The sequence below is a fragment of the Allofournierella massiliensis genome (assembly GCF_004345265.1).
GTDB lineage: Bacteria > Bacillota > Clostridia > Oscillospirales > Ruminococcaceae > Allofournierella > Allofournierella massiliensis.
Map to the genome: position 1 here is coordinate 14,632 of NZ_SLUM01000030.1, position 26,858 is coordinate 41,489.

Here is a 26,858-nt window from a genome sequence, read left to right on the forward strand (position 1 = left end):
GCTACAATAAAACCAGAAAAATTCAGTATCCTTGATTGCAGCAAAGCGCAGCCGATTCCAAAGCTTTGCCCCGAAAAGGAGGAACGAACCCATGAAAACCGTTCAAAAAATCCTGTTGCTGGCAGCAATGCTGGTCGCCGTGCAGCTTACCGGGTGCGCACAGACACCAGAAACTTCGCAGCCGACATCGGAGCAGGAAGCGGCATCCGCTTCCTCTTCGTTGCCGGAATCGGAGCCTGCACCCGCAGAGGATGTGGTTCTGGACTATGACGAAATCCGAACCATAGCCGTTTACAGCGCGTCGCCTGCGGTTCCCTGTGAGGGCTACTTCACCATGTCGAAAGATGGACTGTGGGGTCTGATGCGTGCAGACGGAACAGAACTGCTTCCCTGTGTGTCGGCAGCGCCGGTTTCCGCATGCGGAATGGAGCAGCACTGGATCTGGGGAAGTGGCGGGAATCCGCTGAGCTGGGAAGAAATCGAGAAGCTGTCCGAACAACTGACTGCGTCCGGCGACGGCTCTATCTGCCCGGGGCATGGCGGCGGGGGAGACATGTTCTTTTATAATCTGGATTCCGAAGGACGTGACCCGTATGCGCTGGATGCGTCCGCCCTTCGCTGGTATCGGATGGGAACCCCCGGCGATGTGTTTCCCATGGAGGAAGAATTGTGGGACAAATACGGCCTGATTTTGCCGGTGTTCTCGGCTCATGAGGAAGGTGAGGAGGGCGATCCTGCCTATCCCTCGGAGCCGGTCGAGGACGAAAATGGTGCACTCTACTGGTACTTCTGCAAGGATGGCAGCGGTCTGCTGATTCCCGGGGCAAAACAGGCACTCTGGTTTTTGGATGAGGAACTGGCACCCGTCCAGATGGAAGAGAAGTGGGCCTATGTGAACCGAAAAGGGGAGATTGTGGCGAAAGCACAATATTCCCCCACATGGGAATCGGATTCCTTTATGGAAGATACCGGCCCACGCTATGCGGCCTGCCTGCAGAACGGTTATGCAGCCGTTTGCCGGGATGGCCAGTGGGGACTGCTGAATTACAGCGGAAAAGAAGTGATCCCCTGTGAAAAGCAGGGCGTTGCCTGGGAAGGAACGAACCTCTGGATCAAGGAACAGGATGGCTGGCACCGTAGTCCGTTGCCGGAATAAGCGACTGGAGCAATAATAGAGGGGGATCGATCAAATTTAGCCAAAAGAGAATTTAAAATGCAAAAATCCCCCCAGACACATCTGGGGGGATTTTCTGGCTAAAGGTTGGATGTGAAAAAGGGAATCACAGCGAGGGGGAGGCAGAAATTTTCCTCTTTTTAAATGCACAGGTAGATTGAATCAACATCATCAGCTCTAACTCACTCCGAAAACACACGGTCTTGGTGTTTCCAAGATTGGTATAGATAGTAGCTTTTCCCTGCATGCTGCTATGCTGTCGATACATGATGTCCGTCAGAACGCTGCAAATATCACCACGGCGGGGCTTGACGGGGATGGGCTGCAGGATCTTTTCAGGCGGAATATTTAAGATGGAACATTCCTTGAGAGGCCAGTTGGCTGTTTCGCACAGAGCATCCAGAGAAAGAATCATGTGTGACAGAGAATTGAACCAGTAATAGCGCTGTTCTACAGGATCGAAAATCGTTCCTGTACACGAAAACTCTATGCAGTCTTTGATATGAATCAGATATGTGGTTTTTCGCAGAAATTGAGTGGATTTCATGATGAATCTCCTATATAAAGTAGACATCCGAGGCAGAATATAAAAGGTGATTACAGGAAACGAGAACACGATCAGGACTGGAAAAAAGAAGAATTTACATTTTTCTGGATACAACGCAGATGGACACCACGGACAGGATGGTTGTGGTAATATTCGCAGATGCGTTTATGAACAATAAAAAATCCGTTGCTACTTGTGTTCGTCAGTAATACGATATATTGTCCACTTCTATATTGTGTGAAAGTATCACCGCGACGCAGACAGTTTTGCAGTGCTTCTCGCAATGAACTGCCGGCAAGAGAGATTTTACTGGAGTCAGCGATTGAACGTCCCTGGAAATCGGAAAAACTGTACAGCATGAGACAGGCGCTGGTATTAGAGCGTTCAGCCATACGGCAGACCATGCGGAACACATCCACAAAGCTGGATGGGCTGCAATAGTAGGGACCGTGCGCCTGTTCAGTCTCACACAGGCGTTGTTGTAAATCATGAATTGTCTCATGACCGTCCAGAAGCAACTGATCGATTTGATTTGCGTGATCCAAAAGAGCCTGACTGGGGGCAACAGATAGCTCATCCCGCAAAACGTGGGTTGCTTTCAGATAAAGTTGTTTTGCATCCCGGTACTGATTTTGTGCCAGCAGGCAGTCGATCCCGACGCAATAAAAATATTCCATAGGGTGCATGTTACAGGCTTTTAATACAACAGGGTATAGCGTTGCCCACTGTTCCTTCTTCCTCAGCAGGTGAATCAGGTTGTCCACACAGGACAAATATTTTTGCTGGAGTGAGGCTTGAACGCTTTGGATCCAGTTATTGACAGCAGAAAAGCGAAGGAAGTCGTCCAAATATAGTTTTTCTGCTTCCTGAAATAAAGAAAGTCCGGCAGAGGATTCTTCTGATTGACAGGCCTGAACATATAGCCTTTGAAAATCAATGGCATCAACGAAAAGAGGAACGGTACATTCAAGCCAGCGGTAATTTGCGTTGCCACAAATGGTAAAATAATTATGCAGAGGTGTGTTCTTCAGAAACTGTTTTAGCCGAAACATGATTACTCTCAGATTTGCGCTTGGATCTGCAGACTCTCCATCGGAAAAGAGAATCTCCAAAAGCAAATCACGGGAAACCTTGTGGGGATAATGGTAAATCAACACCTGTAAGGCCAGGATGATTTTTGAATTACGACCTTCTCCAAGCACAACGGGCTGGCCGCATACATCAACTTGAAAATTGCCAAACATCTGAACACGGATGTCTGTATCAGACATGACGGAGGAAATCCCCTTTCTTTGACAGGAGAATCAGATGCAGAAACAGAATAATAATTTTGTTGCATTTATTTAAAGGCGTCATTGAAAAAAAATGGACACTGATTGGACAATTTTCATAAAATTATATTAAATCACGCAAAAAAGGTAGCATTAAATACGCTGATGACACGAACACAGTGGTCATCGGCTTGCTTTGCTTTGTATTAATATAGAAGAAACTCTTGAAAAAAGCAAAAACATGCGATATATTGAAAATATAGCACAGGCAGAAAGAGAAAAAGTGCAACAAAATTATTATTTTGTTGTGTATATTGGTTTGAATCTGAACTGAGTGCATGTGGTTTGGACAAGAAGATTCAGGCGATCCACCTGTTGCGCATGTGTGATTCCGCTTTCGATGGTGTAAATGCGGGTGGTATTTGTATCGCTGTGGCCAAGGATATCCGCAAGATATCCCAAGTTGTGATGCACGGCATAATGCGTGCGTGCGAACAAATGGCGCAGGTTATGGGGGAACACCTTGCTGCAGGCTATCCCTGCCTTGCTGCACAGCTTTTTCATGCTCTTCCAGATATTGATTCGATGAATTGGCCGACCGGTCCGTGTGGTGAACACGGGACCGGTCTTTTTTTTGTGCTGTTTCAGGTAACGGGTTAAAAGTTGGCAAAGTTGTTTCGGAAGAAACACATATCGGATTTTTCCCTTGTTTCGAATTTGGGCATAGCTGAGTTTAACGGCTTCCGCAGTGATGAACTGTAGTTCTGATACCCGGATTCCGGTGGAACAGATCGTCTGGATAATGAGGGCAGTCTGTATGTCGTTCTGCCGCATGGCTTGCTTTACAAGCTGGGTATATTCGTTTCGTGTCAGTTCACGTTCCGGTTTGCAAAAAAGGCTGCGCTGGATGCGCAGAGGCTTAAGCTGGAGCTGGAATGCACCGATATATTTCAAAAAACCATTCACAGCAGCAAGAATGGTGTTTACGGTGGCAGGAGCATAGCGCAGAATGAGAGTTTCTTTCCACTGAACCAGCAGAGACTTGGTCAGGACGCCGTCAGGGGAAAATCCCATAAGGCGGATCAGATCCCGGCGATACTTTTTGGCGGTTTGCGCGCAGCGTTCCTGTTCAAGTAATGTCTGGATATACTCATTGATGATTTCGTTGCTGATGTGTGCAAAAGCTGGCGACTGATTCATGAAGGCTCCTTTGTGATTGCGTGGAAAACGAAAACGCTCTGAAAAATAAAAAAGAAATCCGTTTTGTTACGCTTATGTAACGGTGAATATGTAATAATAGACAGCGTTGTAATAGCCGGTAAACAATATGATGTGTAGCGCTGTTGGTTTGCTTCGAAAGATGCGCCCCAAAAGGGCTGCCTAAAAATTATACAGCGAATAAACTACGGAATCCATTCTGTTCCATAATTTTTATATGTGAAAAACGTGTGGAAGGAAAGGACAGTCCAGAGGTAGTGAGCTAAGGGGAAGTTGCGTATGCGAAAGGAATATCGAATCATAGCGGCAGGTTTGGCAGCAGTTCTTGCAGTGAATATATATGCGCCGATTCATGTAAAGGCGTCACTGTTTCCCATTCCTGTTGTTATGAGTGCAGAGGAAACACTGGATGGAAGTATTGAGCGGATAGAAAGCGCCGATGATATAACAGATTCTTCCGTGACCACGCTGGAGCCGGAAGCCAGTGCGCAACCGGAAGCCAGCGCGCAACCGGAGGCCAGCGCTCAACCGGAAGCCAGCGCGCAACCGGAGGCCAGCGCTCAACCGGAAGTCAGCGCGCAACCGGAGGCCAGCGCTCAACCGGAAGCCAGCGCGCAGCCGGAAGTCAGCGCGCAACCGGAAACCAGCGCGCAGCCGGAAGTCAGCGCGCAGCCGGAAATCAGTGCGCAGCCGGAAGTCAGCGCACAGCCAGAAGCTAGCACACAGCCGGAAGCCAGCACACAGCCGGAAGCAACAACCCGGCCAGAAGAGAATTCAGAGGGGTATGCAGTTTATCAGAACGGTGTGATCCTTCTGTATACTTACGAGCAGCTGTGTGCAGTGGGCAGCGGCCAGCCAGTAATGACTGGTGATGGTACAGAGCTGGGTAGCGGCGAACCGGTCTTGGATGAGCAGGGCCAGCCGGTCCTGTATGCACTGGATGCTGACTATCAGATCATGGAGGACATCCCGCTGGAGAGCGTCTGGACGCTGCCGGCAGACTTTACCGGGCATTTTCTTTCCGACGAAGTAGCACAGGATGCTCCGCTGTATGACAGAGAGACAGATACCATTTACATTTACCACAACTATCAGCTGCTCACCATCGCTTCGGAAAATGCAGCCCAAGAGCCGGTGATGAGCAACGATATCTGGCCGGAGCAGTTTGGTACAGGTCAGTTTGTGTATCCAGACGGACAGCCGGAGGACGAAGAAGGGGCCCAGGCGTATGTGACCTATGACCCTGACCATCACTATGTACTTTCCCGCTCCTTTACCGAGCAGATGCCCCAGATGATTGCGAGTCTGGTGGAAGCCCGTGAGGCAGACCCGGCTCAGCTGGGTGGTCGTGAGCATATCGGTCAGGTGTATGTGGAAATTGACGGGACCAAATATATTCTGATTGGCAATGAACATCAGCTTGCGGCCATCGGCACTGACGCCCAGGTGGCGCCGATGCTGTTTGTGCGGACAGAAGTGAAATTTCTGGTTGGACTTTTCCGTAAAGTAACACTGATTCCTTATTATCCGGGCGATGCGGATCTCAAAGCAACCAGTGTTTCGGATACAGGTATTACATACAAGGATATTGAAGAGGATACGCTTGATTTCCAATATTTAAAGAGCGAGGAATCGGACGGATTATGGAATCCGAATTTTGATGATCCCGGTCTGGTTGGAGCTGTGGTAGGAATTTTGGGAGATCTTCTGAAAGGTATTCTTTCCATTGTGAGCAGTAATAATGCCGAAATTGTGGGCCTCAAAGGAGAAAATACTGCCACACCCAGCATTGGTGCAGATGACGGTGGATTGTTAGGGAAGCCGGAGTACATGCCGTTTAACGAGGTAAAGTCCACCTATCAGGACCTAAAATACACCTCGGACGGCAACTACATCATCTTCCGGGATATCGATCTGAATAAGCTGAACGGCGATACCAGTCAGTCCAACTGGGTGCCGCTTACCTTTTCCGGCACCATGATTGGCGCAAAAGCGATAAATGGGGAAACGCTGACGAACGGAACTACGATCACAGCCACCGGTCGGCCTGTGATTTCCAATGTAAGAGTACTTCAGAATACCCCTTTGGATGTGGGGAAACGTATGGGAGTTGGTTTCTTCGCCACACTGCACAGCGAAACTGGTGAAGTAGAGGGAGAAGGCGGCTCATCCTTTGGCAGCACCGGCGCAACGGTAGTATCCAATTTGAGTTTTGCAAATCCGACGATTCACACCACCACGAGTGAGACCACGACAGAGGATACCCTCATCAACGACCTGACATCAGGACTAGGTTGGATTGTCGGCGTCATATTGGATGAGATTTTGGGGATGTTGGGAGCAGACGTCAGTTTGAAAGATATTCTGACTGATTTGTTGGATGCCCGTAAAAGTGACCCCACGGCACTGGCGACCGGTGCATTGGCTGGTCGTATAGTGGGGAATGTACAGATTACGGGGTGCGATGTAATAAGTCCTGATCTGTACAATCTCAACTCTGTCACAGGCGGTTTTGTGGGCTATTCTGAAGGTGCAACGAGCTATGCGACGGAGAATCTTGGCGTCCTCGTGAAATTGCTGTCTGGAGTTCTGAATTTGATCCCCGGCCTTGGCTTGGGAGATGTGATTACAATTCTGCTGGGAAATGCGCTGCCGTTGGATAAGCTGGTTCCCACTGGATATGAAAGCCCTGTACTGACGGACTGCACCGTCACCGGCCTGTCGGGTACCGTTGGAGTGTCTGATACCAAATATAACGGTGGTTTTACCGGTCAGATCATCGGCACCCAGATGATCGACTGTGATGTTATAAATAGCGATTACACCGTACAGGCGGAAAGCTACGGCGGCGGCTTTGTGGGTCTGGCCCGCGACGCTGAGATCAAGGGTATGCTGCAGGAAGGCCTGGGGATTCTGGATGCCGGAACCACCGGCACCCTGATGCTGGACTGCGATGTGAATGGCTGGACGCCTAAAAGAGGGGATGCCGTATCCGGCGGCAGCTATCTGGGCGGTTTCGCCGGTGCGCTGGCCAACAGCTATACCGTAGATTGCAGCCTTTCGGTGACGGGCGCTATTACAGGCAGTGGCAGCCATGTGGGCGGCTGGGCTGGCGTAGGCGCAATTGGCTGGGCCACCGACCTGGGCAAAGATAATACCAATGACACCACTTTGCTGGGCGGTGTGACCGACCTGCTGGGCAGCCTGTTGAGCAGCGGCGGTGATACAACCGCATTGCTCTCTCTGGCGGGTGTTTCTCCCTCTGCCATTATGGGGTGCCAGATTAATAGTGTTAGTCTTACCGTCCATGCCGATGGTGACTATGCAGGCGGTTTTGTGGGAAATGGCAATGGTCTGTTGTTAACGCCGGCTACCGCAGAATATCTGAACAAGTTGACCTATTGGAAATCGAACACCATTACCGGTAGCCCCTCTGAGGGTTCCAACAAACTGGCAGGGCTTTCGGCGGTTACAGCCAATGGCAACTATGCCGGCGGTATTGCCGGCTCGCTGGGTGGTGCCAGCGTGGGTGGCCTGCTCAACGATACCGTGGGTCTGGGTGAGTTCCTGGGCTTTACGGTGGATGGCGTAGTGCTGGCCGAGCCATATACTGTGGTTGCCAAGGAGTATGCCGGCGGCGCAGTGGGCCTGGCAGTAGGCGGTACTGTAAAAAATGTGGATCTGCAGGCATTAGAGAAAGTGTCTGCGGAAAACATGGCTGGCGGCTTTGTGGGCGCTGGTGGCCCCGGTAGTCTGGCCGATACAAATGGACTGAGTCTGAACCTGTTGGGCCTCGATCATCTGCTTACGGTGGGAGGTCTCCTGAATGTCATTCCTGGCATCAAGCTGGAACTGGAGAACTGCACGGTTTCCGGAGCAGGTGAAGGGTATATCGTGGAAGCCATAGGCCACGATACCCCGACTGTGGAATATGTGGCGGGTGGATTTATTGCTCGTTCCAACAGTACAAACATGACCAATTGCCACGCTGATAAACTGAAGAGCGTGACCGCGGATAACGCCCAAGGTTATGCCGGCGGTTTTGTGGGAATCTCCCGTACCGGAGATTTGGCAGACCTGGGTGATTTAAGGGATTCGGAAGGCGCATTGATTGCGGTCAATGACCTGCTGGGTACCATCGGCACCATGGTTCCCGATTACACCAACTGCACCGTCACTTATACGAATGGCGGCTATGTCCAGGCCGATGTGGCCGGCGGATTTGCCGGCGACTTCCAGAGCGGCAAGGTGAATAACCAGAGCCGTGGTGAGGAAAATTATTACGCCGTCTACAACATCGCCTCTGTAAATGGCCAGACCTATGCTGGCGGCTTCGGCGGCAAGGTATATTCCGGCGCGCTGGCCGATGTCGGCGGCGGTATCTCCATCCTGGGCGGCAGCGGTTTGGACATCAATCTGACCAATCTGCTGAATGTTATCGAGGCTTATGTGCCTTATGTGTCCTATGCGGGCGTCTATTCAGAGAACGGCTTCACCGTCACTGCCACCGAGCTGGGCGAGAACGATGTCTATGCCGGCAGTGCCGGCGGTTTTATCGGCTATGCCAGCGGTGCACAGATCTCCACCTGCGATGTGACCTATCTGAAACATACCAAGGTCACTCCGCCCGATGATCTGGAAGCGGTGAATGCGCCCAGCTACTTTGATAACAACAGCGCCTACGCCGTCACCGGCGGGCGGTATGCCGGCGGGTTCATCGGATGTATGGACATCGGCAGTGCGGCCTCGGTGGGCAGCGGTCTGAGCGTGCTGGGGGATCTTCTCAACCTGGACAATCTGCTCAGCGCCCTCAACGTGGTGGTCACCACCATTGAGCAGTCCGATGTCACGGGCGGTCCCGGCGGTTACTCCGTTCTGGCAACCGCCAGCGCTGCGTCCGGTGCGCTGGGTATGGCCGGCGGTTTCGCCGGAGCCATCAACGGCGGCCACATCCAGGACTCCAACGCCCACAACTTCGAGTACATCATCGGCCAGATCGCGGCCGGCGGTTATGTGGGTGAAATGAAGCCCGGCGATGTGACCCGGGTCATGGAAGATGCCAGCATTCTGAATGGATTGATCAGCGTGGATACCTCGCTGGCTTCTCTGCTGCAGACCTTTGTGCCGACCATCCGCAACAGCAGCACCGACGCGGTGCCCTGCGGCGGCGTGGTGCGCGCCCAGGCGGCCTCGGATGAAAGCATCCAGCGCGGCATGGCCGGCGGTTATGTGGGCCACAACATGGGCGGCAGCATCTGGGGACTGAATACAGACCCCTGGAAAACCGCTCTGAACCCGTACACGGGTCCCACCAGCATCTGCAAGGCGGAACGCATCCGCTCGGTTTACGGTGCGGAATACGCCGGCGGCTTTACCGGCTTTATGGAGGCTGCTGACACCGCCAGTGTGGGCGGACTGAATATCCTGGGCAATCTGATCAGTGTGAACAATATTCTGGGAGCCCTCAGCGTGGTGTATCCCACCCAGGAGAACACCGCAGTGTACGGCCCCCTGGCCAATCTGGATGTGAATACCTGGAACAAGTGGGTGGAATACGTCGGCCAGCACGGTGGCTACGGCTTTGAGCTGGCCCAGGCCGGTACGGTGACGAGCCCGGAAGAACTGAACCAAAAGCTGGCCAACTATATTTATGGTTTCAACGTGGTGGCCGGGCGCAGCGCGCAGGAAACGCTGCTGCCCAATCCCGGCGGTGACGCCGGTGGCTATGTGGGCCTGATGCGCAGCGGCACGCTGACCAACTGCATGGCTTACGATGTGAAGCTGGTCAGCGCCCGGGGCGCGGCAGGTGGCTTTGGCGGCCGGATGGAAACCGGCGGTGCGGCCGACTTCGGCGGTGTGGATATTATCGGTTTGAAATTGGAAATCGATAAGCTGCTGCAAGTAGTGGAAGTCTTTGTTCCCGCAGTCCGCAATTCCTCGGCGCAGGGCTATACCTCCGGCATGACGATAACGGCCACCGGTACCCCCGCTGCGGGGGATGACGTGGGCTATGCCGGCGGCTTCGTCGGTGCGGCTTACGGTGCACAGATCCAGCTCAACGATAACGACCTGCCCAACGCAGGCAAAGACTCCGCCACTTGGGTGGGCACCGGCAAATACCCTGCCCCCACCGCCAGCTGCGATGTGACTGGCCTGCGCCGGGTCACCGGACGCAATGCCGTTGGCGGCTATGTGGGCGTTGCCTCGTCTTCTTCCCTGGCCAGCGTCAACACCAACGCCTCCAGCGGCATTCTCCAGGGTATTCTGAACAGCCTGATCGATAAAGCGGGTGACCTGGTCGATCTGCTGCCCGCCACCTACACCACCATCCATAAGGCATCCGTCTCTCCGGCGGACAGCCAGTGGGGCTTCGTGGTGGATGGCACCTACCAAGAGGGTTCCACAACCCGGTACGCCCCCTATGCAGGAGGGTTTGCCGGATTCGTCCAGGCGGCCTCCATCGGGGAGAAAGCAGATGCCGGAACCACGGAAGAACAGCAAACAACCTATCGCGTGACGGTCAACGGTCTGCGCAGCGTGCAGGGCGGCCTGTACGCCGGCGGCTTCTTCGGCATGGCTGATGTGGCCGGTGTGGCCGAAGTGGGCGGCACCGGTTCCGATGGCGGCACCACAGATGTGATCGGCCCACTGATCCAGCTGGGCAGAATCGACGCCATGGACGTACTGCGCTGCTACATCAACAATGCGGCAGTTCACGGCGTTGCCGAGGGCTTTGCCATTCAGGCTTACAGCACAAACGCTGGCGAAGGTATTTATGAAGAAACCCGCCAGACCGGCTGTGCCGGCGGCTTTGGCGGCGGCCTGATGAACGGCACTGTCCAGAATGGCGCTGTGACCAGTCTCTCCAGCGTTCAGGCGCTCAACTATACCGGTGGCTTTATCGGCCACATGGGTAAGAGCGGCGTGGTGGACGTGGACAGCGTGGAGCTTCTTAACAAATTCCTGGCCCTGGGAGCCGGCGTGAGCGATCTCTTTGGTTCCCAGGTGTTTGACAGCATCGTGGCGGGCATTCCGGAAGGTGCTACCATTCAGGCTATGGGCGGCAAGGAACCCATTGCTGGCGGCTTCGTGGGTTACAGCGACCTGGGACGCATCAAAAATGACCATGTCACCGATCTGAAAAAGGTCACCAGCGACCAGATCGCCGGCGGCTTCATCGGAAAAACCGACATGGCCTATCTGGTCAGCGTGGGGGCGGATTCGCCTTTGCTGAACGGTGTGCTGTATGTGGTCAACGAGCTGGTGAAGGCCCTGTATCTGGATAGCGACCGCCTGCAAAGTATCAATCTTGCACATTTCAATCTTGGTATTGTAAGTGTGGATGTCCTGCGGGAGGGCAATGTTGCCAAAGTCAATCTTTTGGGCATACAGATTTCGGTGGCCCTGTCGAAACAATCGGATAACCCCAACCAGCAGACCGACGTGGCCATCATCACCATCGGCGATTCCGCGATTCGCCTGCCCTGCACGGAAGATGGCGTGAACGAGGACGATCTGAAAAACGTGGAGATCAACCTCATCAAGGGCAACCGCACCGAGCTGGACAACTGCTCCGTCACCGGTGTGGCCAATGGCTACGACGTGTTTGCCGGCGGCGCCACCCAGGATACAGACGGCACCCATGCAAACGGCATGGCCGGCGGCTTTGTGGGCTACAACCACGAGGGCAAGATCAGCAACTCGGAGATGGTGCTGTGCGATACGGTGCGCGGAACAGCCCAAAAGGTAGGGCCGTTTACCGGTTACAACGATCTGAAATCCGTGTATTGGTTCAACACCATTGCCTCTATCGAAGGTGAAGGAAATACGTACTCCATCTATCGTCCGCTGGAAGCGGCACTGACCAACATCAACACAAACGGCGGCAATCCGATCGGTGCTGCTGCAGTGGAATATCCGCAAGAAGCCCCGGTCTACAACCGTTATGTGATCCAGCACATCAACTCCTTTGAAGATGTGCTGGATACCGGTAAGGAGCTGAGCGTCTACGACATGTTCAAGGCGCTGGAAGGTGCCGATGAGGTCGGCGAAAATGACGAAGGTGAAACCACCGCCACACGGGAGCTGAATGCCTATATCAGCGACGCTCAGGCGGTGCTGATGCGGAATGCTGCTTCCCCGGACAACCCGCCCACCCTTGTGCCGGAGCCCGGCGTAAACGCCGACCCCTGCTACGAGAATGTGGACCTGACCATCCACAAGGTCTGGGACGACTGGTTCAACTTCGGCCAGACCCGTCCGGACAGCATCACCCTTACCATCTGCCGGCAAGAATATAATGCCGATGGCACGCCAATCGGCGCAACAGAAACCTATAAATCGGTCACCTTGACTTCTGCGGACCAGGATGGCCCCTGGTCTGCGGTTTGGAGTACTGTGCTGAAGAATGTGCCCCTGTATAAGTACGAGGATGCCAATGGAAACGGTGTACTGGACTACGAAGAAACCATCACAGCCTACTACGTCTACACGGTGAAGGAAGAGAACGTGCCGGCCGGATACACGGTCAGCTACGAATTCTACGACCCCAACCATGCAGGCGATTATGAACTGACCGTCACCAACAAGCTGAACATTCCGCTGCCGGACACCGGCGGTGCGGGCGACAGCCTGTTTGTGGTGGTCGGGGTAGGAATCCTCCTGCTGGGGGTGGCGCTGGGTAAGCGCCGTACCCGTAGAAGGGGGGCGCAGTAGTTCTTTGACTGTCCGCGGCGGTTTTCGACCGCCATACACCCTTGAACCAAAACCCAAAAAAGAAAACGAAAGGAAATGTGAAGAATGAAAAAGCAAATGAAGCGCGCAACAGCGGTTGCACTGGCAACTGCCATGACGATGGGCATGAGCTTCCCCGCTTTTGCAGCGGGCAATGGCGGCGACCGCACCCTGGTTGTCACAGGCGACACTCTGGACAATAAGAAGGTTTATGCCGTCCAGATGTTTGATGCCCGTGTGACCGAAGGCGGCAGCAGCAACACCTTCGATAACTATGAGCTGGTCAATACGGAGAACTGGCTGGAGTTCTTCACCGCTAACACAGAGGCTGGCGGCATGGGCCTGACCGATCAGGACGATGACAGCGATATCGACGCGGATGATGTGCGCGCTTATCTGGAAGGGATGACTGCCGATAGCGCTGAGGTGAAAACCCTTGCCGACAAGGCGCAGGCCTGGGTGCGGAATCACAGCACTGACTTTGCCGTGATCACTTCTGATGATGAGACTCCTGCTGTTGCCGACAAGGAGACTTTCACTCAGCTGAAGGCCGGCTACTACCTGGTGTATCCCGAGGGCGGCTCCACCGGCACCGGCAACCGCGGTACCGACGCCATGCTGGTGAACGTGCCCACTGACGCAAATGCCGAGTGGGCCATGAAGAGTACCTTCCCCACGGTGGACAAGAAGGTTGACACCGACGGCGAAGGTGGCAATGGCGCAGCCGATAACGGCAGCGCCCAGGTTGGCGATGTGGTCACCTTTACCCTGACCTCCGCTGTGCCCGATATGAGCGATTACACCACCTTCTACTTCGCCTTCAACGATACCCTGTCCAACGGCCTGAAGGTCGTAGACAACACTGGAGCCGATGTTGTTGATGGTGATAATCTTACGATTGACGGTCTGACCGTCACCATCGACGGTGAGACCGTCACCGGTTATACTGTTTCTCTCCACAGCAACGTACTGAAGGTGGAGTTTACCAATCTGAAGTCTGTTACCCAGGCCGCCGAGGCTGAAGACATCGGCAAGGCCATCGTGGTCACCTACAAAGCCATGATCACTGAGGGTGCTGTTGTTGGCAATCCCGCTCTGAACACTGTTAAGGTGGAGTACAGCAACGATCCCACCACTGGTACCACGGGTGAGTCCACCCCCGACGAAAGCGATGTCTTTACTTACGAGATCGATGTGAATAAGTGGTCCACTGAGGCCGGTGGCATTACTGGTAACCTGGCCGGCGCTGAGTTCAAGCTGACCACCGATAAGGCCGGCGAACAGGTTGTCGAACTGATTGCCACAGAGGACGGATACCGCGTGGCCAAGCCTGACGAGGTTGGTGTCAACTCCTTCACCACCACTGAGGTCGGCGACATCACCATCTCCGGCCTGGAAGCCGGCACCTACTACCTGCACGAGGTGGCCGCTCCCGAGGGCTACAACAAGCTGAAGGCCCCCATCGAGATTAAGATCGAAATGACCAATGAGGAGACCGGCGAAGCCAAAATCACCGTGGATGGTGAGGCTGCGACCGGCGATGACGGCACCACCGTGGACGTGGAGAACAAGAAGGGTATCGAGCTGCCCGAGACCGGTAGCATCGGCACCATCAGCCTGACCGCCGCCGGTGTGGCCATCGTGCTGGCCGGCGTGCTGGCGCCCCGCAAAAAGAAGTCCGAGCAGGAGTAATCCATGAAAAAAGATACGCTGTGGCGGCTGGTCCGGGTGCTGGTGATCCTGGTGGGCATTGGCGTTCTGGCCTATCCCTCCCTCAGTGAGTATCTTGCCGAGCGAAATAGCAGCCGGGTCACCTCTTCCTATGACGATACGGTCGCTCGTGCCGAGCAGGCCCGGCTGGATCAGCTGCTGGCTCAGGCGCAGGGATACAACCGCCAGCTGGCGGGCGCCAGTGCCGGGCAGGCTCCGCTCAGCGATGACAATGGAAATCCGATTACCCCGGAGAGCTACTGGGATCTTCTCAATGTGGATTCCACCGGCATGATGGGCTACATCGAGATCCCCAAATTGAACACCACCATCCCCATCTATCATGGCACTGAGGAGGCAGTTCTGCAGGTTGGCGTGGGCCATCTGCAGAACACCTCCCTGCCGGTAGGGGGCGAGTCCACCCATGCGGCGCTGTCCGGCCACCGGGGCCTGCCCACCCGCAGCCTGTTCACCGATCTGGACAAGCTGGAAGTGGGCGACATCTTTTATATTCGTGTGCTGAATCAGACATTGTGTTATACAGTGGATCAGATTCTGACCGTACTCCCTTCGGAGATGGACGCACTGGCCATTGAAGAAGAAAAGGATTATGTGACACTGATTACCTGTACACCTTACGGGATCAACTCTCATCGGCTGCTGGTGCGCGGCGTGCGCACACCTTATGATCCGCAGCAATACCAGGAAGAAACGGCGGAGACGCTTTCTTTCTGGCAGCGTATGCCGATTCAGTATCGGCACATGCTTACCGGAGCCGCTGTGCTTGTGGTGATTTTGCTGCTGCGCTGGATCGTAATTGCGCTTGCAGGTTTTGTGAAAAGGAGGAAACAGCAACATGAATAGCAACAGGATTTCCTCAAAAAATCGCTGTTGGATCATTCTTCTTCTGATAGTAATGCTGTTGGCATCCTTCCAGCGACCGGTGTATGCGCAGCAGCTGATGGGAAGCCTTCAACTGGATTGCCATGTGAATGTGGATGGTAGGTCTATTCCACTTGCGAACGACACATATGCCATTGTAAAAATCGCAGATATTACTGTGCAGGAAAGCCCGGCCATACTGACTTACAAAACAACAGAGGAATTTTCTTCCTTCCAGTACGACTGGGCGAACCTTGACGACAATGCGCGTCGTCAGGCAGCTCAGGAGCTGGCGGCGTTTGCTCAGGAACAGCCAGAGCTGTTGTCCACTACGAAAATCACAGACAGGAATGGTGACTTGACCTTTTCTCAGCTGGAGCCGGCGTTGTACCTGGTGGTCAGAACGCAGGTCGATGTGGCGAACCGTGCCTGTTCGCTGGACCCGTTTCTGGTGGATATTCCCACCATTGTGAACGGCAAACTGGAATATACGTTGACCGCAGTACCGAAATTCGATTATCAGAGCATCCGGCTTCGGCCCTGCAATGTGACCATTTACATGGGCGGCAATGAAGGCTATGACGCGGTTGGCGGTGTGCAAACCACTTCTCTGCCGAAACCGATGTTTGTGATCGAAGCTCCTGAGGGTGTGGCTGTGGAAGATTTGACATTGCTGTATCATGATGACCCCAACTATACCGGTAACCCCGGCAAGCGATTCGAGTGGACGCCAGTGGAAATCGGTAAGGATGAAGAGGGAAATGTGTGCTACCGCCTTGACCGCAAGGATGGCACGGATGAAAATTTCCATGTTCAGTATTATGCGGACGGAGAACCGGTACAAATGGATGAATTTCAGCCGGAGCTGGAAGAAGAGCTCTATAAAATGTATACCACAGGCATTCCGCTCAGTGAAGGCGAAGTGCTTGTGGCATATGTTACCAGTGAAGAGGGGTCTGTTTTTTATCCTATACAGCGTGGGACGGCTGAATTAACGGTTCGAGGTGTGGAAAGAGAATCTATCATCAGCAACCCGGAAAATCCTGTGACCCGTGTATTTGCGCAGGAGGAAACGATTCCTGAGATTCCAGCAGGAGTAGGTGTTGTGGTTGCTCCGGAAGGAACAACCTACACCTTGAATGAAACGGACATTGAATTAGAGAATCTGCACGGCGATTCTACCGAAATGGATGTGGGCCTGCTGTTTGATGACATCATGAATGAAGTGTATGACCGGCAGTCGCTGTTGGAAGCACAGGCGGATGAATGTATGCCGGAACTTGAGCCGGGAGCCACGAGGCACTTCCAAAGCCAATATCTGGACTTGGTGGATATGAACAACGGCAATGCCTGGGTTATGGCTTCTAATCCGGTTGAAGTTTATTGGGGTTATCCGGAAGGAACCGATGCGAATACATCCTTTACGCTTTGGCATTTCCGGGGATTGCACCGGGATGGCACGGATGACGCGATGGAATCTGGCTATAATCTGGAAGATATTATGGCGGTCGAGCCGGAAAAAGTTTTTATTGAGAATACGCTTCAGGGAATTCGCTTTACTGCTGAACCCGGTGGCTTTTCTCCGTTTGTCCTCGTTTGGGAGGAAAACACAGGCCCGGCCGAAGACTCGGATTCGCCTGTTCTGCCGCAAACGCCGTCAGATCAAGTGGATAAACCAATTCGAATTCCATTCCTGCCGCAAACAGGCGACACTGCTTTGTATGGCTGGTTGACTATTCTGCTTGTGGGCTGTATTGGAATTGTTTCCATCACGATTTACAAGGCATACGAGAAGAAAAAACAGAAGTAGCTGTTTGACCAGCAAGAAGCCTGCCCGGCGGGTTTCTTGCTGGTTTTTGTTTGAGAAAAAGTAAGTAGCAGTGAATATTGAAAAAGAAGCGGCAAGTGTTACGCTTGTGTAACGCCCCGTGTGGAATAATAAAGAAAACAATAGAAGGAGGCACCAAAATGATACCGTGGGAAAGAGCGACGGATTTCTATAGTGTTTGCATGGATAACACGGAGGATGGAGTGTGTAAAGGAAGACTGTATCATCGGTATCTGAGTGGCCCACTGATGTTTCAAAATCTGGATGATCTGATCTTTCAAATTAACGAACTCTGCAACCAGATTGGAGTGCCAGAAGCCTGGGAAAGATTCCGCGGAAAAAGAGTATCTGAACGGGTGGGAAATCATCTGGTTGAAGTCCCCAGAAATCATGAAGAGATTCGAACCGAGCAAGGCAAGAAGGAAACGTTTTGGATAGTGATTGTACGGCGGCAATTCAACACCTGGCAAGGGGAAGTCTTCTGGAAAGAGAAGCAAAAAGAGGGTCAGTTTAACAGTATAACAGAGCTTATGGTGTTGCTGGCATCTGCTGCAATGTGCTCAGAAACTGGAGGGGTATCGCAATGAAACACTGGGTAAAACAATCCGTTGCCGCATTGTTGACGGGATTGATGTTGACCACATCGGTTCCGATTTCTGCATTTGCGCGGGGAGAAGATCAGCAAGGTGGAGTAGTGAGTCAAGTCGATTTTGTGCCATCGGTTGAATATGGCTCGACGGAAAGAGAAACCGCGACGGTAACATATCATCGTGATGGTATCGCTCCGCCTGCATATAATGTGATATTTTTGGTGGATGTTTCCTGGCAGGGCAGTGGCTCCATGGAGCAGTTCAAGTATCTGGTGGGCAATGAAGCGTTTGAGTCCCTTTTTGAGAATGAGGAAGAGTTTGCCTCTACGCTGCAGATTATTACCTATCAGCAGGAAGTAACCCAGAATCTTTCGGGAATCAGGACGCGCGAAGGTCTGCTGAATGCGTTGAACAACATCAATGCAGTAGAAGGGCAGGGAACTGCAGATGCCACTAAGGGCTTGAATGCGGCGATTGCTGAAGTGTCGAAGGCCAAAAGCAACAACAATAATCCCACTGTGGTGTTTTGGGTGTTGGGCAGCTACTTAGGTTCCGCTGATAAAAGTGCGATAGAAAGCGAGCTGCAGAAGCTGAAGAATACTCTGAATGAGGATGGCGATGCGCTGATTACCTGGCAATACGGCTGTGATGCGCCCAATGAGCTGCTTGCAGAATATGCAACTGAATATACACCGGCCAACGCAAATCAGCCTGTTGTGGCGGCTTATTGTGAGACGGATGGTGCGCTGTATCGCCAGGGAGTGGCGGATACACTGGAAGCTGTTTTGCATGAGCACTACAGAGACACAGGATTTATCCTTAGCCTGAACAGCAATCAGACCGTGGTAACGGAAATTAAAGGCGCTCGATTTGAAAGCAGCAATCATTCCACAGAGATTGAGTTTGAAATTGCGGAAGATGGCAAAAGTGTAGGGGTCAAAGTAAATAAGCTGTGCCAGCAGACGGATCTGGATTTGATTCTGGAAGTAGAGCTGGACTGTAATGTCCATAAAGAACAAATTGCTGTTGACGCGTCAGAATTGAAAAAGCTGTACAGTGGAACATTTGATGAAACAACGAGTGATGCACCGGTACAAATTCCGTCGGTAACGATTGACCGCCAGCTTTATACCATTACCTTTGAAACGGGAAACAGCGGTACGGTGGACTCGATTCAGGCGATGGGAGACCAGATTGTGACCATGCCTGGCAGCGACAATCTGACCAACATAGGCAATAGTTTTGGCGGCTGGAATGTGACTGCGGGAGAAGTAAATCTGGAAACTCATTATGATTCCGGCGAGGTGATTCTCATGCCGGAAGGCAATATGACGCTCACACCTGCCTGGGCGCATGTGGAATTGGAACTGGATCTGGGCGAAGTGTATGTGGATGAGCCTGGCACGAATAATATGAGTGAAAACGCAAAAGTTGGCAGTGGTAAGTGGTTGAATTTTTCCGGTTGTGAAATTGATGGCCAACTTTTTGACCAGGACAATATTATCAGTGTTCAGGTAATTGATAAAAATATAAATTATGCATTTGTAAATGAAAAGACCCCTGGAGCAGAGGTTGAAATATATGACCCGGATATTCCGGAGGTTTATGCGCGTCATGTGGGTGCTACGCTGGAGGATGATGTCATCGCCTACCTGGTAAAAAATCAGGAAGACAAAGGAAAATACGATTTGATCATTGCAGGACCGGGCGGGGTAAAAGCGCCGCAAAGTTTGTACCAGTGGTTATATTCGGCCTCTTACTTAAAAACTGTAGATTTGGAGGCACTTGATACCAGCAACACCGTTAGCATGCAGGAAATGTTTCATGAATGCAAAGGCTTAGAAGAGATTAAATTTGGTGAAAATTTTGACACTGCTAATGTGACAAATATGTCATATATGTTTTATCAATGTCATAAGCTGACCGCCATTGATGTGGCGAAGTTTAATACATCGAAAGTGACAACGTTCCACCGGATGTTCTCGAGCTGTCCTAGTCTCACTACTTTGAATTTGAAGAGTTTCGATACTTCAGCTGCAACGAACGTGTCTTATATGTTCCAGGGGGCAAGTAAACTGATTGACTTGGATTTGTCCGGATTTGACACATCCGGGGTGACGAATATGAGTTGGATGTTCCAAGAGTGCACTAGTCTGACTTCCATAGAATTTGGCGAAACTTTTGACACATCGCAAGTCACTACCATGAGTTTCATGTTCCATGAGTGTAAGTCTCTTAAGTCTTTACATTTGGATTTTGATACGGCGAATGTGACGGAGATGAATCAAATGTTTGCCTGGATGAAGAGTCTGGAAAGCATTACGTTTGGCGACAGGTTCAAAACGCCCAAAGTCACAAATTATTTTGCGATGTTTATCGGCGATGAAAAATTAACGACGGTAGATTTGAGTGGTTTTGGCAGTTCCAGTTATGAAGAAGGCGCTGTTAACATACCGATGAATAGAATGTTTGAGCAATGCGAAGCATTGGAAATCGTTGTTTTTGGTGATGACTTTGACACGCAAAATGTAGTGAATATGCAAAATATGTTCTTGGGCTGCTCAAAATTGGAAACCGTTGATTTCGGAAAGAAATTTAACACATCCAGAGTGACCGATTTTAGCTCCATGTTTTCGGGATGTCAGTCTCTTACTACCATTACACCGTTCGATCAGCTTGATACGACCAGTGCCACTAATATGGGATATATGTTTAGTTCCTGCAAATCGCTGACTGAGATCGACTTTGGAGAAAAAGTGGATACATCCAGCGTAACAAATCTGAAGGCCATGTTTAATTACTGTACGGCATTGCAAAGCGTGAAATTGGGTGAGCACTTTGATGTCTCCAATGCAGAGTCTATTGCAGAACTGTTTTATCATTGCGAAAATCTGGAAACCGTAACTGGAACTATCAAATTTTCAACCGAAGAGCCCAATGCAGCCACGACGATGGCGGACATGTTTAATTCCTGCTACAAATTGAAAAGTGTGCCCATTGAACCCGTACCAAGAGGAGCGAAATATCGGTTTAATAATCTGTCAACAATGCAGAATATGTTCAACAGCTGTATAGCTCTGGAAAATGTGGACTTGGGGAATTGGGAAGTACCAAACCTAACCAGCACAGATACCATGTTTTATAATTGCAACCAATTGTCTAAACTGGATCTTTCTTGGAGTGGCATCCAGGCGCTTGAAAATGGTTTTAGCATTACAAACATGTTCGGCGTAGCGACTCAAAGTGTAGGTGCTAGTGTAGGGGGCGCGACATTAGAAATTGGTCAGGCGCCCACCGAGAATGATCACTTCATGAATGCGGTGGTAAGTGAATTCTTAAAACTGAAAAACTCTGAAATTACAGTAGCTGGCGAGGCTTGGGATCCTTCACAAACATCCGAAGAAGTTTCGGAGAATGAAGAAGGCTCTAATACAGAGGAGGAACCGTCCACCCCGGTAACTGGTGAAGAAGATTCTGCTCCCGCAGAGGAGGAACCGTCCACCCCGGTAACTGGTGAAGAAGATTCTGCTCCCGCAGAGGAGGAACCGTCCACCCCGGTAACTGGTGAAGAAGGTTCTGCTTCCACAGAGGAGGAACCGTCTGCCCCGGTAACCGGTGAAGAAGGTTCTGCTTCCACAGAGGAGGAACCGTCCGCCCCGGTAACCGGTGAAGAAGATTCTGTTTCCACAGAAGAGGAATTGTCCGCCCCGGTAACCGGCGAAGAAGGTTCTGCTCCCACAGAGGAGGAGTCGTCCACTCCGGTAGAGGAAGAAGTGCCCGCGCGCTTGATCGACGAAACGGAAAATACATCTGCTGAGAGCGGAATAATTGCTGCAGCATTGCAAAATGTAACGCAAGTGGCAGGAAAAATAAAGGCCAACATCATTACGTTAGCAGCTGAAAATAATACCGCCAGAACATTGTCGGCTCCGCAATCTTTTGAAATCTTGGGTGAAACCAATGATGCGAATGAAGAAAATGCGGTTATTAATTCTGCTAATGAAACGATTGTTGTACATAAAGATGCAACACCTGCCGGCTCTGTATTTCAGTATCGAATTCATGTGAAATACGTAGGTGATTCCGGAGCTCGAAGCAGCCGCATTGATGTGGAATTCCCCATTCCCAATGATGTGAGGGTATTGACCGACGAGGAATTGGAACAGCTGAATCAGCAGAATGGAACGTCTTACACGCTGGTAAATGTTGGAAGTGTGCAATATATTGACGGGCAGGGCACAGGCCCTATGGGAGGTCGCGTTGTAACGGAACCGTATTACGACACGGAAAGTAAGACCTTGTATGCTTCGTTCAGCGACCTGTACGCCGGGTGTGAGTTCGAGGTCACGGTTTGGTGCACCAATGAATCGAAGGCCTTCGATAAAGAAACCGGTTATTGTTACTGGGATGGTATTGCTTACGGCAGCAACAACACCGCTTCGGCGCAATCCAATTACTATCGTCTTTGGGATCACTATAAGGAAGGAGAAGTGCCCGATCCGAAAGAGTATAGTTTGAGCTATCAATTTGTGGGCGATGTGCCGCCGGATGCCGAGCTGCCTGCTTCGGGTCTTTACGAAGCGGGAGAGATGATTTCCGTTGAGCAGAAACCAGTAACGGCGTATGATTATTATACTTTTACTGGTTGGACCTATATTGATAATGAAGGTGGATCGCAGACGGTCGCTCCGGGAGAGGAACTGAAAATGCCGGCTTCCAATCTGGTACTGGTTGGCACCTGGACATTGGATAAGGATAAGGCACCTTTCATCACCGTGAAATATCAATATGATGGCAAGGTCCCATCTGGAGCGCCTAAGATTGATGAAGTGAATGCAGCTATTATTTCGCCTAAGTCGGTACTGGTAGGGGAAAATCATATCGTTGCACAAATCCCGGAAAATGCGGTGAAATATTATATCTTTACCGGCTGGACGCCGAGCCTGAGTATAGCTGGTCAGAATATTCCGTTGACAGATACTGATGCGGATGGCGTGTATACAAATGCAGAAAACAACTGTTCAATCAGCTCCAGTGGACAACTGCTTACCGAACAGTTCCGCGATAAAGAAGAGGTGGTTGTTACCTACACCGGAAGCTGGCAGGCATTTACTGGTACGATCAAGTTTAATGCCAACGGTGGCTCAGGTACGATGAAAGACATGGAAAATGTGACTGTTGATGATACCAGAACATTGACTGCAAACACATTCACTGCGCCGGAAGATTGTTCTTTTCTGGGATGGGCCTTGACGCCTGGTGGCAACATAGTAAAGGAGGATCAGGAAAGTGCGGCTGGTCTGATTACAGAAAAGAATCAGGTGGTTACGTTGTATGCGGTCTGGAAGTACACAGAGATCCCGCAGGAAGGAACATTGACCATTGAAAAACAAATAGCAGGAGATTCCGGAAGTGGTGAATTCAATTTCCGCATCACAAATGGAGCCGGAGATGTTTGGTATATGCATGTTGCGGGAAGCGGATCTGCCACATTAGACGGAACGACTGCCTATCTTACCCTGCCGGTCGGTGACTATACTGTGACGGAGTTGGATGGTTTGAATTTCAATGCCGACGAAGCGAATATCACAGTGGATGGTGAATCAAAGGGGAAGGGCTCTGATATACAAATTTGGATTTCAGCTCTAAATACAACAGATATTGTTTTCGAAAATACTGTGGCCAGCAGCAATATCCCCAACGACAGCAGTGCCGTGATCAATGGTATGCAGAAGAATGATGATAACCAGTTTACTCTGACCTTCGAACAGAAGAAGGAGCTGGGTCAAGAACTTCCCCAAACCACCACCAGCGACTAAACCGGAAAGGAGCGATGAAACATGAAAAAGTTTTTTAAAACCCATGCGAAACTGTGCATCGCCGTTCTGGCTCTGGCGCTGGTCACGGTGGGCGGCACTCTGGCTTTGATGGCGGTTTCCTCCAATTCGGTCATCAACAGCTTCACCGCTGCAAGCATCGACACGGAGATTGAAGAAGGCGTTGGTGGTGATGGAACAAAACAGGTATCCATCACCAACAAAGGCCCCTCCGATGCCTACGTCCGCGCCCGGATCATGGTATCCGGCGTGGAAAAAGATCAGGTGGGAATTGTTGGCAGTGTACCTTCTGACGCAGGAATAGCTGCAAACAAGGTCTATCTGGTAATGCCAAACAGCACAACCTGGAAGCAGGCTACAGGAGAAACGGAGAAGGATGACTTCTATTACTATCTGGGCGTATTACCCAAAGATGGAGAAACCGATAAGCTATTGACCGAAGTTGTGTTCGGCAGTGAGCTGGCGAACGATCAGAAGTTCCTTGCCGGGTTCAACATTACCGTCTATCACGAAAGCGTACTGGCCATCAACAAACCGGAACAGCCGAATGGAACGGTTGATTTGAACATGGTAACGAAATCTTTCGAGGCGGCCTCTGCAGCAAATGCGGTAACGCCATAATATGTGCAAAAAGAAATCGGATAAGGAACTGGTTGCATGCTTCAAAAAATTTGCGGCTTCTTTTCAACCATCCTGATGGTGGTGCTGCTTGCGCTGGCTGCGGTGCTCATTGTGCCCGTGATTCTGGGCTACACAGAGCTGGCCGTGCTTACCGGCAGCATGCAGCCCACCATCCCGGTGGGAAGCCTGATCTATGTAAAAGAGGTGGAGCCTTCCACCCTGCAGGTGGGCGATGTGGTCACCTATCAGCTGGAAGGTGATACCATGGTCACCCACCGGGTGGTGGAAGTCAACCCGGACGAAGGCTATCTGGTTACCCAGGGCGACGCGAACCAAGACCCGGATGGTCAGATCATCTTCGACCGGATCGTTGGCAAAATGGATTTTCATCTGCCGTATCTTGGATATATCAGCATGAACATCCGCACCCAAACCGGCATTTTTGCCATCTGTGGAACGCTGATTGCGATTATTCTGCTTACCTTTATCCCCGAAATTTTCTCCAATGATGAGGAAGAGGAAGAAAAAACCGAACCGGCAAAATAACAAAATTGAAGGGCGGTTTTTTAGGCGGGCTTTAAGTCTTGCATGGTAGGATAGTGGCAGTTTAGAAAACAGCGTTTCTGGAAACAGACAAAGGAAGAACACGGACGCAGCGGCGCCCGGTATGTACCAAAGGAGGAACGATCATGAAGAAAAAGAAGCTGATGATGGCGGTTGTGTCTGCCTCTCTGGTAGGCGTAGTTGCCATCGGTGGCACCCTGGCTTATCTGAGCGATAAGTCCAACACCGTAACCAACACCTTCAACGTGGGCGTTGGTTATACGGAAGATGGCGATCACGTTGGCCTGTGGTTGGATGAGAAGAATGTAACAGATCCAGATGGGCCGGAGCGCACTGAGAAAGGCAACCAATATACCGAGCTGATGCCCGGATCTGTTGTGGAAAAAGACCCCACCTTCCACCTGACCAAGGGCTCTGCCGACAGCTATGTGTTTGCAGAAGTAAAGGGTCTGGATGCACTAGTAAAGGCAGGCTTTGTGGTGAGCGATACCGACCTGAACAATGTTCCGGAGCCGGCATCCAACCTGAGCGACAGCTGGCAGAAGGTTGCCGATTTCGGCGATGATCAGGATGCTGGTCTGGATGGCCTGTACATCTACGGTATCAAGGACAGCTGGGCAGAAGGCGGCATTCAGCCCATGACTCCCGGCGGCGGCGAAGACGGCTATACTTACGATGCCATGTTCAACTACGTGAAGTACAGCAGCACTGTGGAAAACGGCCAGCACAATGAGAATCTGAAGGGTCTGGATGAAGTGACGGTTCGTGGCGTTGCGGTGCAGGAAGCGAACCTGACCTGGCAGCAGGCACAGGTAGAAGCCGAAAAGGTACTGGCTGGCCCCACTGCCACTCCCGAGCCGTGAGCGGATACATACGCTGAGAAAATCAAGCAATAGTATGGAACAATTCCCCAATAAATCTGCGATGGGTAGCCATCCGGAGGGGATTTAAAAACAGTGAAAAGGAGTTTTGAACAATGAAACGCAAGAATATGGCAACGATGGTCACTTGCATTGCCCTGGTAGGCGCAGTAGCAGTAGGTGGCACTCTGGCCCTGCTGAGCCGGGGGTCTAACCCTGTTACCAATACTTTTACTGTAGGCAAAGGGTATAAGACTGGTGATGTAATCCTGGATGAGGCTCCTGTAAAGCAGGAGACCAGCGGTGTTAATCTTGGCGATTATGTAGAGATTACCTCGAATGATCCAGAGCATCCGGTAGTTCGTGTAAAGGAAAATGACTATAAGAATCTGATCGACACTTCTACTATGGACAAAGACCCTCAGTTCCATATTTCTGGTGCCTGTGAAGTGAAATATTCTTGGATCGTAGCAAAGGTAGATGGATTTAATACGACTCAGGGAGCCACCACTCTGAAGTTCACTGATGTAATTGATGATACACTGGAAAACAACGCGGTCGCTGGTGAGTGGGTCAAAGTAACGAAAAAACCAGAGGGTGGCTATAACTATACTAACGTAACGGACAATACCCAAATGGGTAATGGCATCTATATTTATAATATGCCGCTGATGGCAGGCCAGAGCACCGAAGATCTTTTCCAGGAATTGGAGATTAATAACTTTGTTGCCGGCAATAGCCCTTCCACCATTACTGTTACTGGTTATGCAGTAGAAGGTGTATACAGCACTACTGTTGTAGAAGGTGAAGAGACCTATACCCCTGTTGGATACAACGACATGCGTGATGCCGTTATGGCGCAGGTTGATACTTGGGCATTCCCCACTGCTGGCGAAGCAGGCTGAGAGTGTTCCTATTAACTAAAACAAAGAGGTACATACCATGAAGCATAAAAGATTTTTGACCGGTGCGATCAGTCTGGCGCTGGTTGCCGTGGTCAGCGTGGGTGCTACCTTGGCTTAT

14 protein-coding genes are annotated in these 26,858 nt (G+C 51.4%); 11 read left to right on the plus strand and 3 right to left on the minus strand.

Features of this window, described 5'->3' with window-relative positions; genetic code table 11:
- Positions 1-91: 91 nt before the first annotated feature.
- Positions 92-1,156, plus strand: a complete 1,065-nt coding sequence (locus EDD77_RS14980) for a WG repeat-containing protein (RefSeq protein WP_058964433.1) — start codon at positions 92-94, stop codon at positions 1,154-1,156.
- A gap of 124 nt (positions 1,157-1,280) precedes the next feature.
- On the opposite strand, the gene EDD77_RS14985 is transcribed toward EDD77_RS14980, so the two are convergent.
- From EDD77_RS14985 to EDD77_RS14995, 3 genes are all read right to left on the minus strand, one after another.
- Complete coding sequence (locus tag EDD77_RS14985) at positions 1,281-1,721, minus strand: hypothetical protein (RefSeq protein WP_058964431.1); 441 nt, start codon at positions 1,719-1,721, stop codon at positions 1,281-1,283.
- A 71-nt stretch (positions 1,722-1,792) separates the two neighbouring features.
- A complete protein-coding gene (locus EDD77_RS14990; RefSeq protein WP_058964429.1) occupies positions 1,793-2,992 on the minus strand; it encodes an AfsR/SARP family transcriptional regulator in 1,200 nt (399 codons plus the stop codon).
- Between the two features lie 297 nt (positions 2,993-3,289).
- Entirely contained in the window at positions 3,290-4,192 is a 903-nt protein-coding gene (locus EDD77_RS14995; protein ID WP_058964427.1) for a tyrosine-type recombinase/integrase, read from the minus strand.
- A 297-nt stretch (positions 4,193-4,489) separates the two neighbouring features.
- Here EDD77_RS14995 and EDD77_RS15000 point away from each other — a divergent pair, with 297 nt between their 5' ends.
- The 10 genes from EDD77_RS15000 (at position 4,490) to EDD77_RS15045 (ending at position 26,740) form a co-directional block, all read left to right on the plus strand.
- Entirely contained in the window at positions 4,490-12,925 is an 8,436-nt protein-coding gene (locus tag EDD77_RS15000; protein WP_132587427.1) for an LPXTG cell wall anchor domain-containing protein, read from the plus strand.
- Between the two features lie 84 nt (positions 12,926-13,009).
- Complete coding sequence (locus EDD77_RS15005; RefSeq protein WP_058964423.1) at positions 13,010-14,635, plus strand: isopeptide-forming domain-containing fimbrial protein; 1,626 nt, start codon at positions 13,010-13,012, stop codon at positions 14,633-14,635.
- A gap of 3 nt (positions 14,636-14,638) precedes the next feature.
- Entirely contained in the window at positions 14,639-15,517 is an 879-nt protein-coding gene (locus tag EDD77_RS15010; protein ID WP_058964421.1) for a class C sortase, read from the plus strand.
- Positions 15,510-17,345, plus strand: a complete 1,836-nt coding sequence (locus EDD77_RS15015; protein WP_058964419.1) for an isopeptide-forming domain-containing protein — start codon at positions 15,510-15,512, stop codon at positions 17,343-17,345. Before EDD77_RS15010 ends, EDD77_RS15015 begins: the two co-directional genes overlap by 8 nt.
- 158 nt (positions 17,346-17,503) lie before the next feature.
- Complete coding sequence (locus EDD77_RS15020; RefSeq protein ID WP_058964417.1) at positions 17,504-17,950, plus strand: hypothetical protein; 447 nt, start codon at positions 17,504-17,506, stop codon at positions 17,948-17,950.
- The gene (locus EDD77_RS15025; RefSeq protein WP_132587428.1) at positions 17,947-23,772 is read left to right on the plus strand and encodes a BspA family leucine-rich repeat surface protein; all 5,826 of its coding nucleotides are present in this window, start codon (positions 17,947-17,949) and stop codon (positions 23,770-23,772) included. Before EDD77_RS15020 ends, EDD77_RS15025 begins: the two co-directional genes overlap by 4 nt.
- A gap of 21 nt (positions 23,773-23,793) precedes the next feature.
- Positions 23,794-24,411 (plus strand): hypothetical protein, encoded by a 618-nt coding sequence (locus EDD77_RS15030; RefSeq protein WP_058964413.1) that lies wholly within the window; start codon positions 23,794-23,796, stop codon positions 24,409-24,411.
- Positions 24,412-24,447: 36 nt separating this feature from the next.
- Entirely contained in the window at positions 24,448-24,957 is a 510-nt protein-coding gene (locus tag EDD77_RS15035; RefSeq protein ID WP_058964411.1) for a signal peptidase I, read from the plus strand.
- 143 nt (positions 24,958-25,100) lie between these two features.
- A complete protein-coding gene (locus tag EDD77_RS15040) occupies positions 25,101-25,838 on the plus strand; it encodes a TasA family protein (protein ID WP_058964409.1) in 738 nt (245 codons plus the stop codon).
- 113 nt (positions 25,839-25,951) lie between these two features.
- Positions 25,952-26,740 carry a hypothetical protein gene (locus EDD77_RS15045; protein WP_058964408.1) on the plus strand — a complete coding sequence of 263 codons (789 nt, stop codon included), beginning with the start codon at positions 25,952-25,954 and terminating at the stop codon, positions 26,738-26,740.
- Positions 26,741-26,858: the final 118 nt, after the last annotated feature.

Bases quoted from the DNA above. Each gene is read 5' to 3' on its own strand.
- EDD77_RS15020 (WP_058964417.1), top strand. From the start codon at position 17,504: ATGATACCGTGGGAAAGAGCGACGGATTTCTATAGTGTTTGCATGGAT.
- EDD77_RS15010 (WP_058964421.1), top strand. From the start codon at position 14,639: ATGAAAAAAGATACGCTGTGGCGGCTGGTCCGGGTGCTGGTGATCCTG.
- EDD77_RS15030 (WP_058964413.1), top strand. From the start codon at position 23,794: ATGAAAAAGTTTTTTAAAACCCATGCGAAACTGTGCATCGCCGTTCTG.
- EDD77_RS15000 (WP_132587427.1), top strand. From the start codon at position 4,490: ATGCGAAAGGAATATCGAATCATAGCGGCAGGTTTGGCAGCAGTTCTT.
- EDD77_RS15005 (WP_058964423.1), top strand. From the start codon at position 13,010: ATGAAAAAGCAAATGAAGCGCGCAACAGCGGTTGCACTGGCAACTGCC.
- EDD77_RS15025 (WP_132587428.1), top strand. From the start codon at position 17,947: ATGAAACACTGGGTAAAACAATCCGTTGCCGCATTGTTGACGGGATTG.
- EDD77_RS14980 (WP_058964433.1), top strand. From the start codon at position 92: ATGAAAACCGTTCAAAAAATCCTGTTGCTGGCAGCAATGCTGGTCGCC.
- EDD77_RS14995 (WP_058964427.1), bottom strand. From the start codon at position 4,192: ATGAATCAGTCGCCAGCTTTTGCACACATCAGCAACGAAATCATCAAT.
- EDD77_RS15015 (WP_058964419.1), top strand. From the start codon at position 15,510: ATGAATAGCAACAGGATTTCCTCAAAAAATCGCTGTTGGATCATTCTT.
- EDD77_RS15035 (WP_058964411.1), top strand. From the start codon at position 24,448: ATGCTTCAAAAAATTTGCGGCTTCTTTTCAACCATCCTGATGGTGGTG.
- EDD77_RS15045 (WP_058964408.1), top strand. From the start codon at position 25,952: ATGAAACGCAAGAATATGGCAACGATGGTCACTTGCATTGCCCTGGTA.
- EDD77_RS14985 (WP_058964431.1), bottom strand. From the start codon at position 1,721: ATGAAATCCACTCAATTTCTGCGAAAAACCACATATCTGATTCATATC.
- EDD77_RS15040 (WP_058964409.1), top strand. From the start codon at position 25,101: ATGAAGAAAAAGAAGCTGATGATGGCGGTTGTGTCTGCCTCTCTGGTA.
- EDD77_RS14990 (WP_058964429.1), bottom strand. From the start codon at position 2,992: ATGTCTGATACAGACATCCGTGTTCAGATGTTTGGCAATTTTCAAGTT.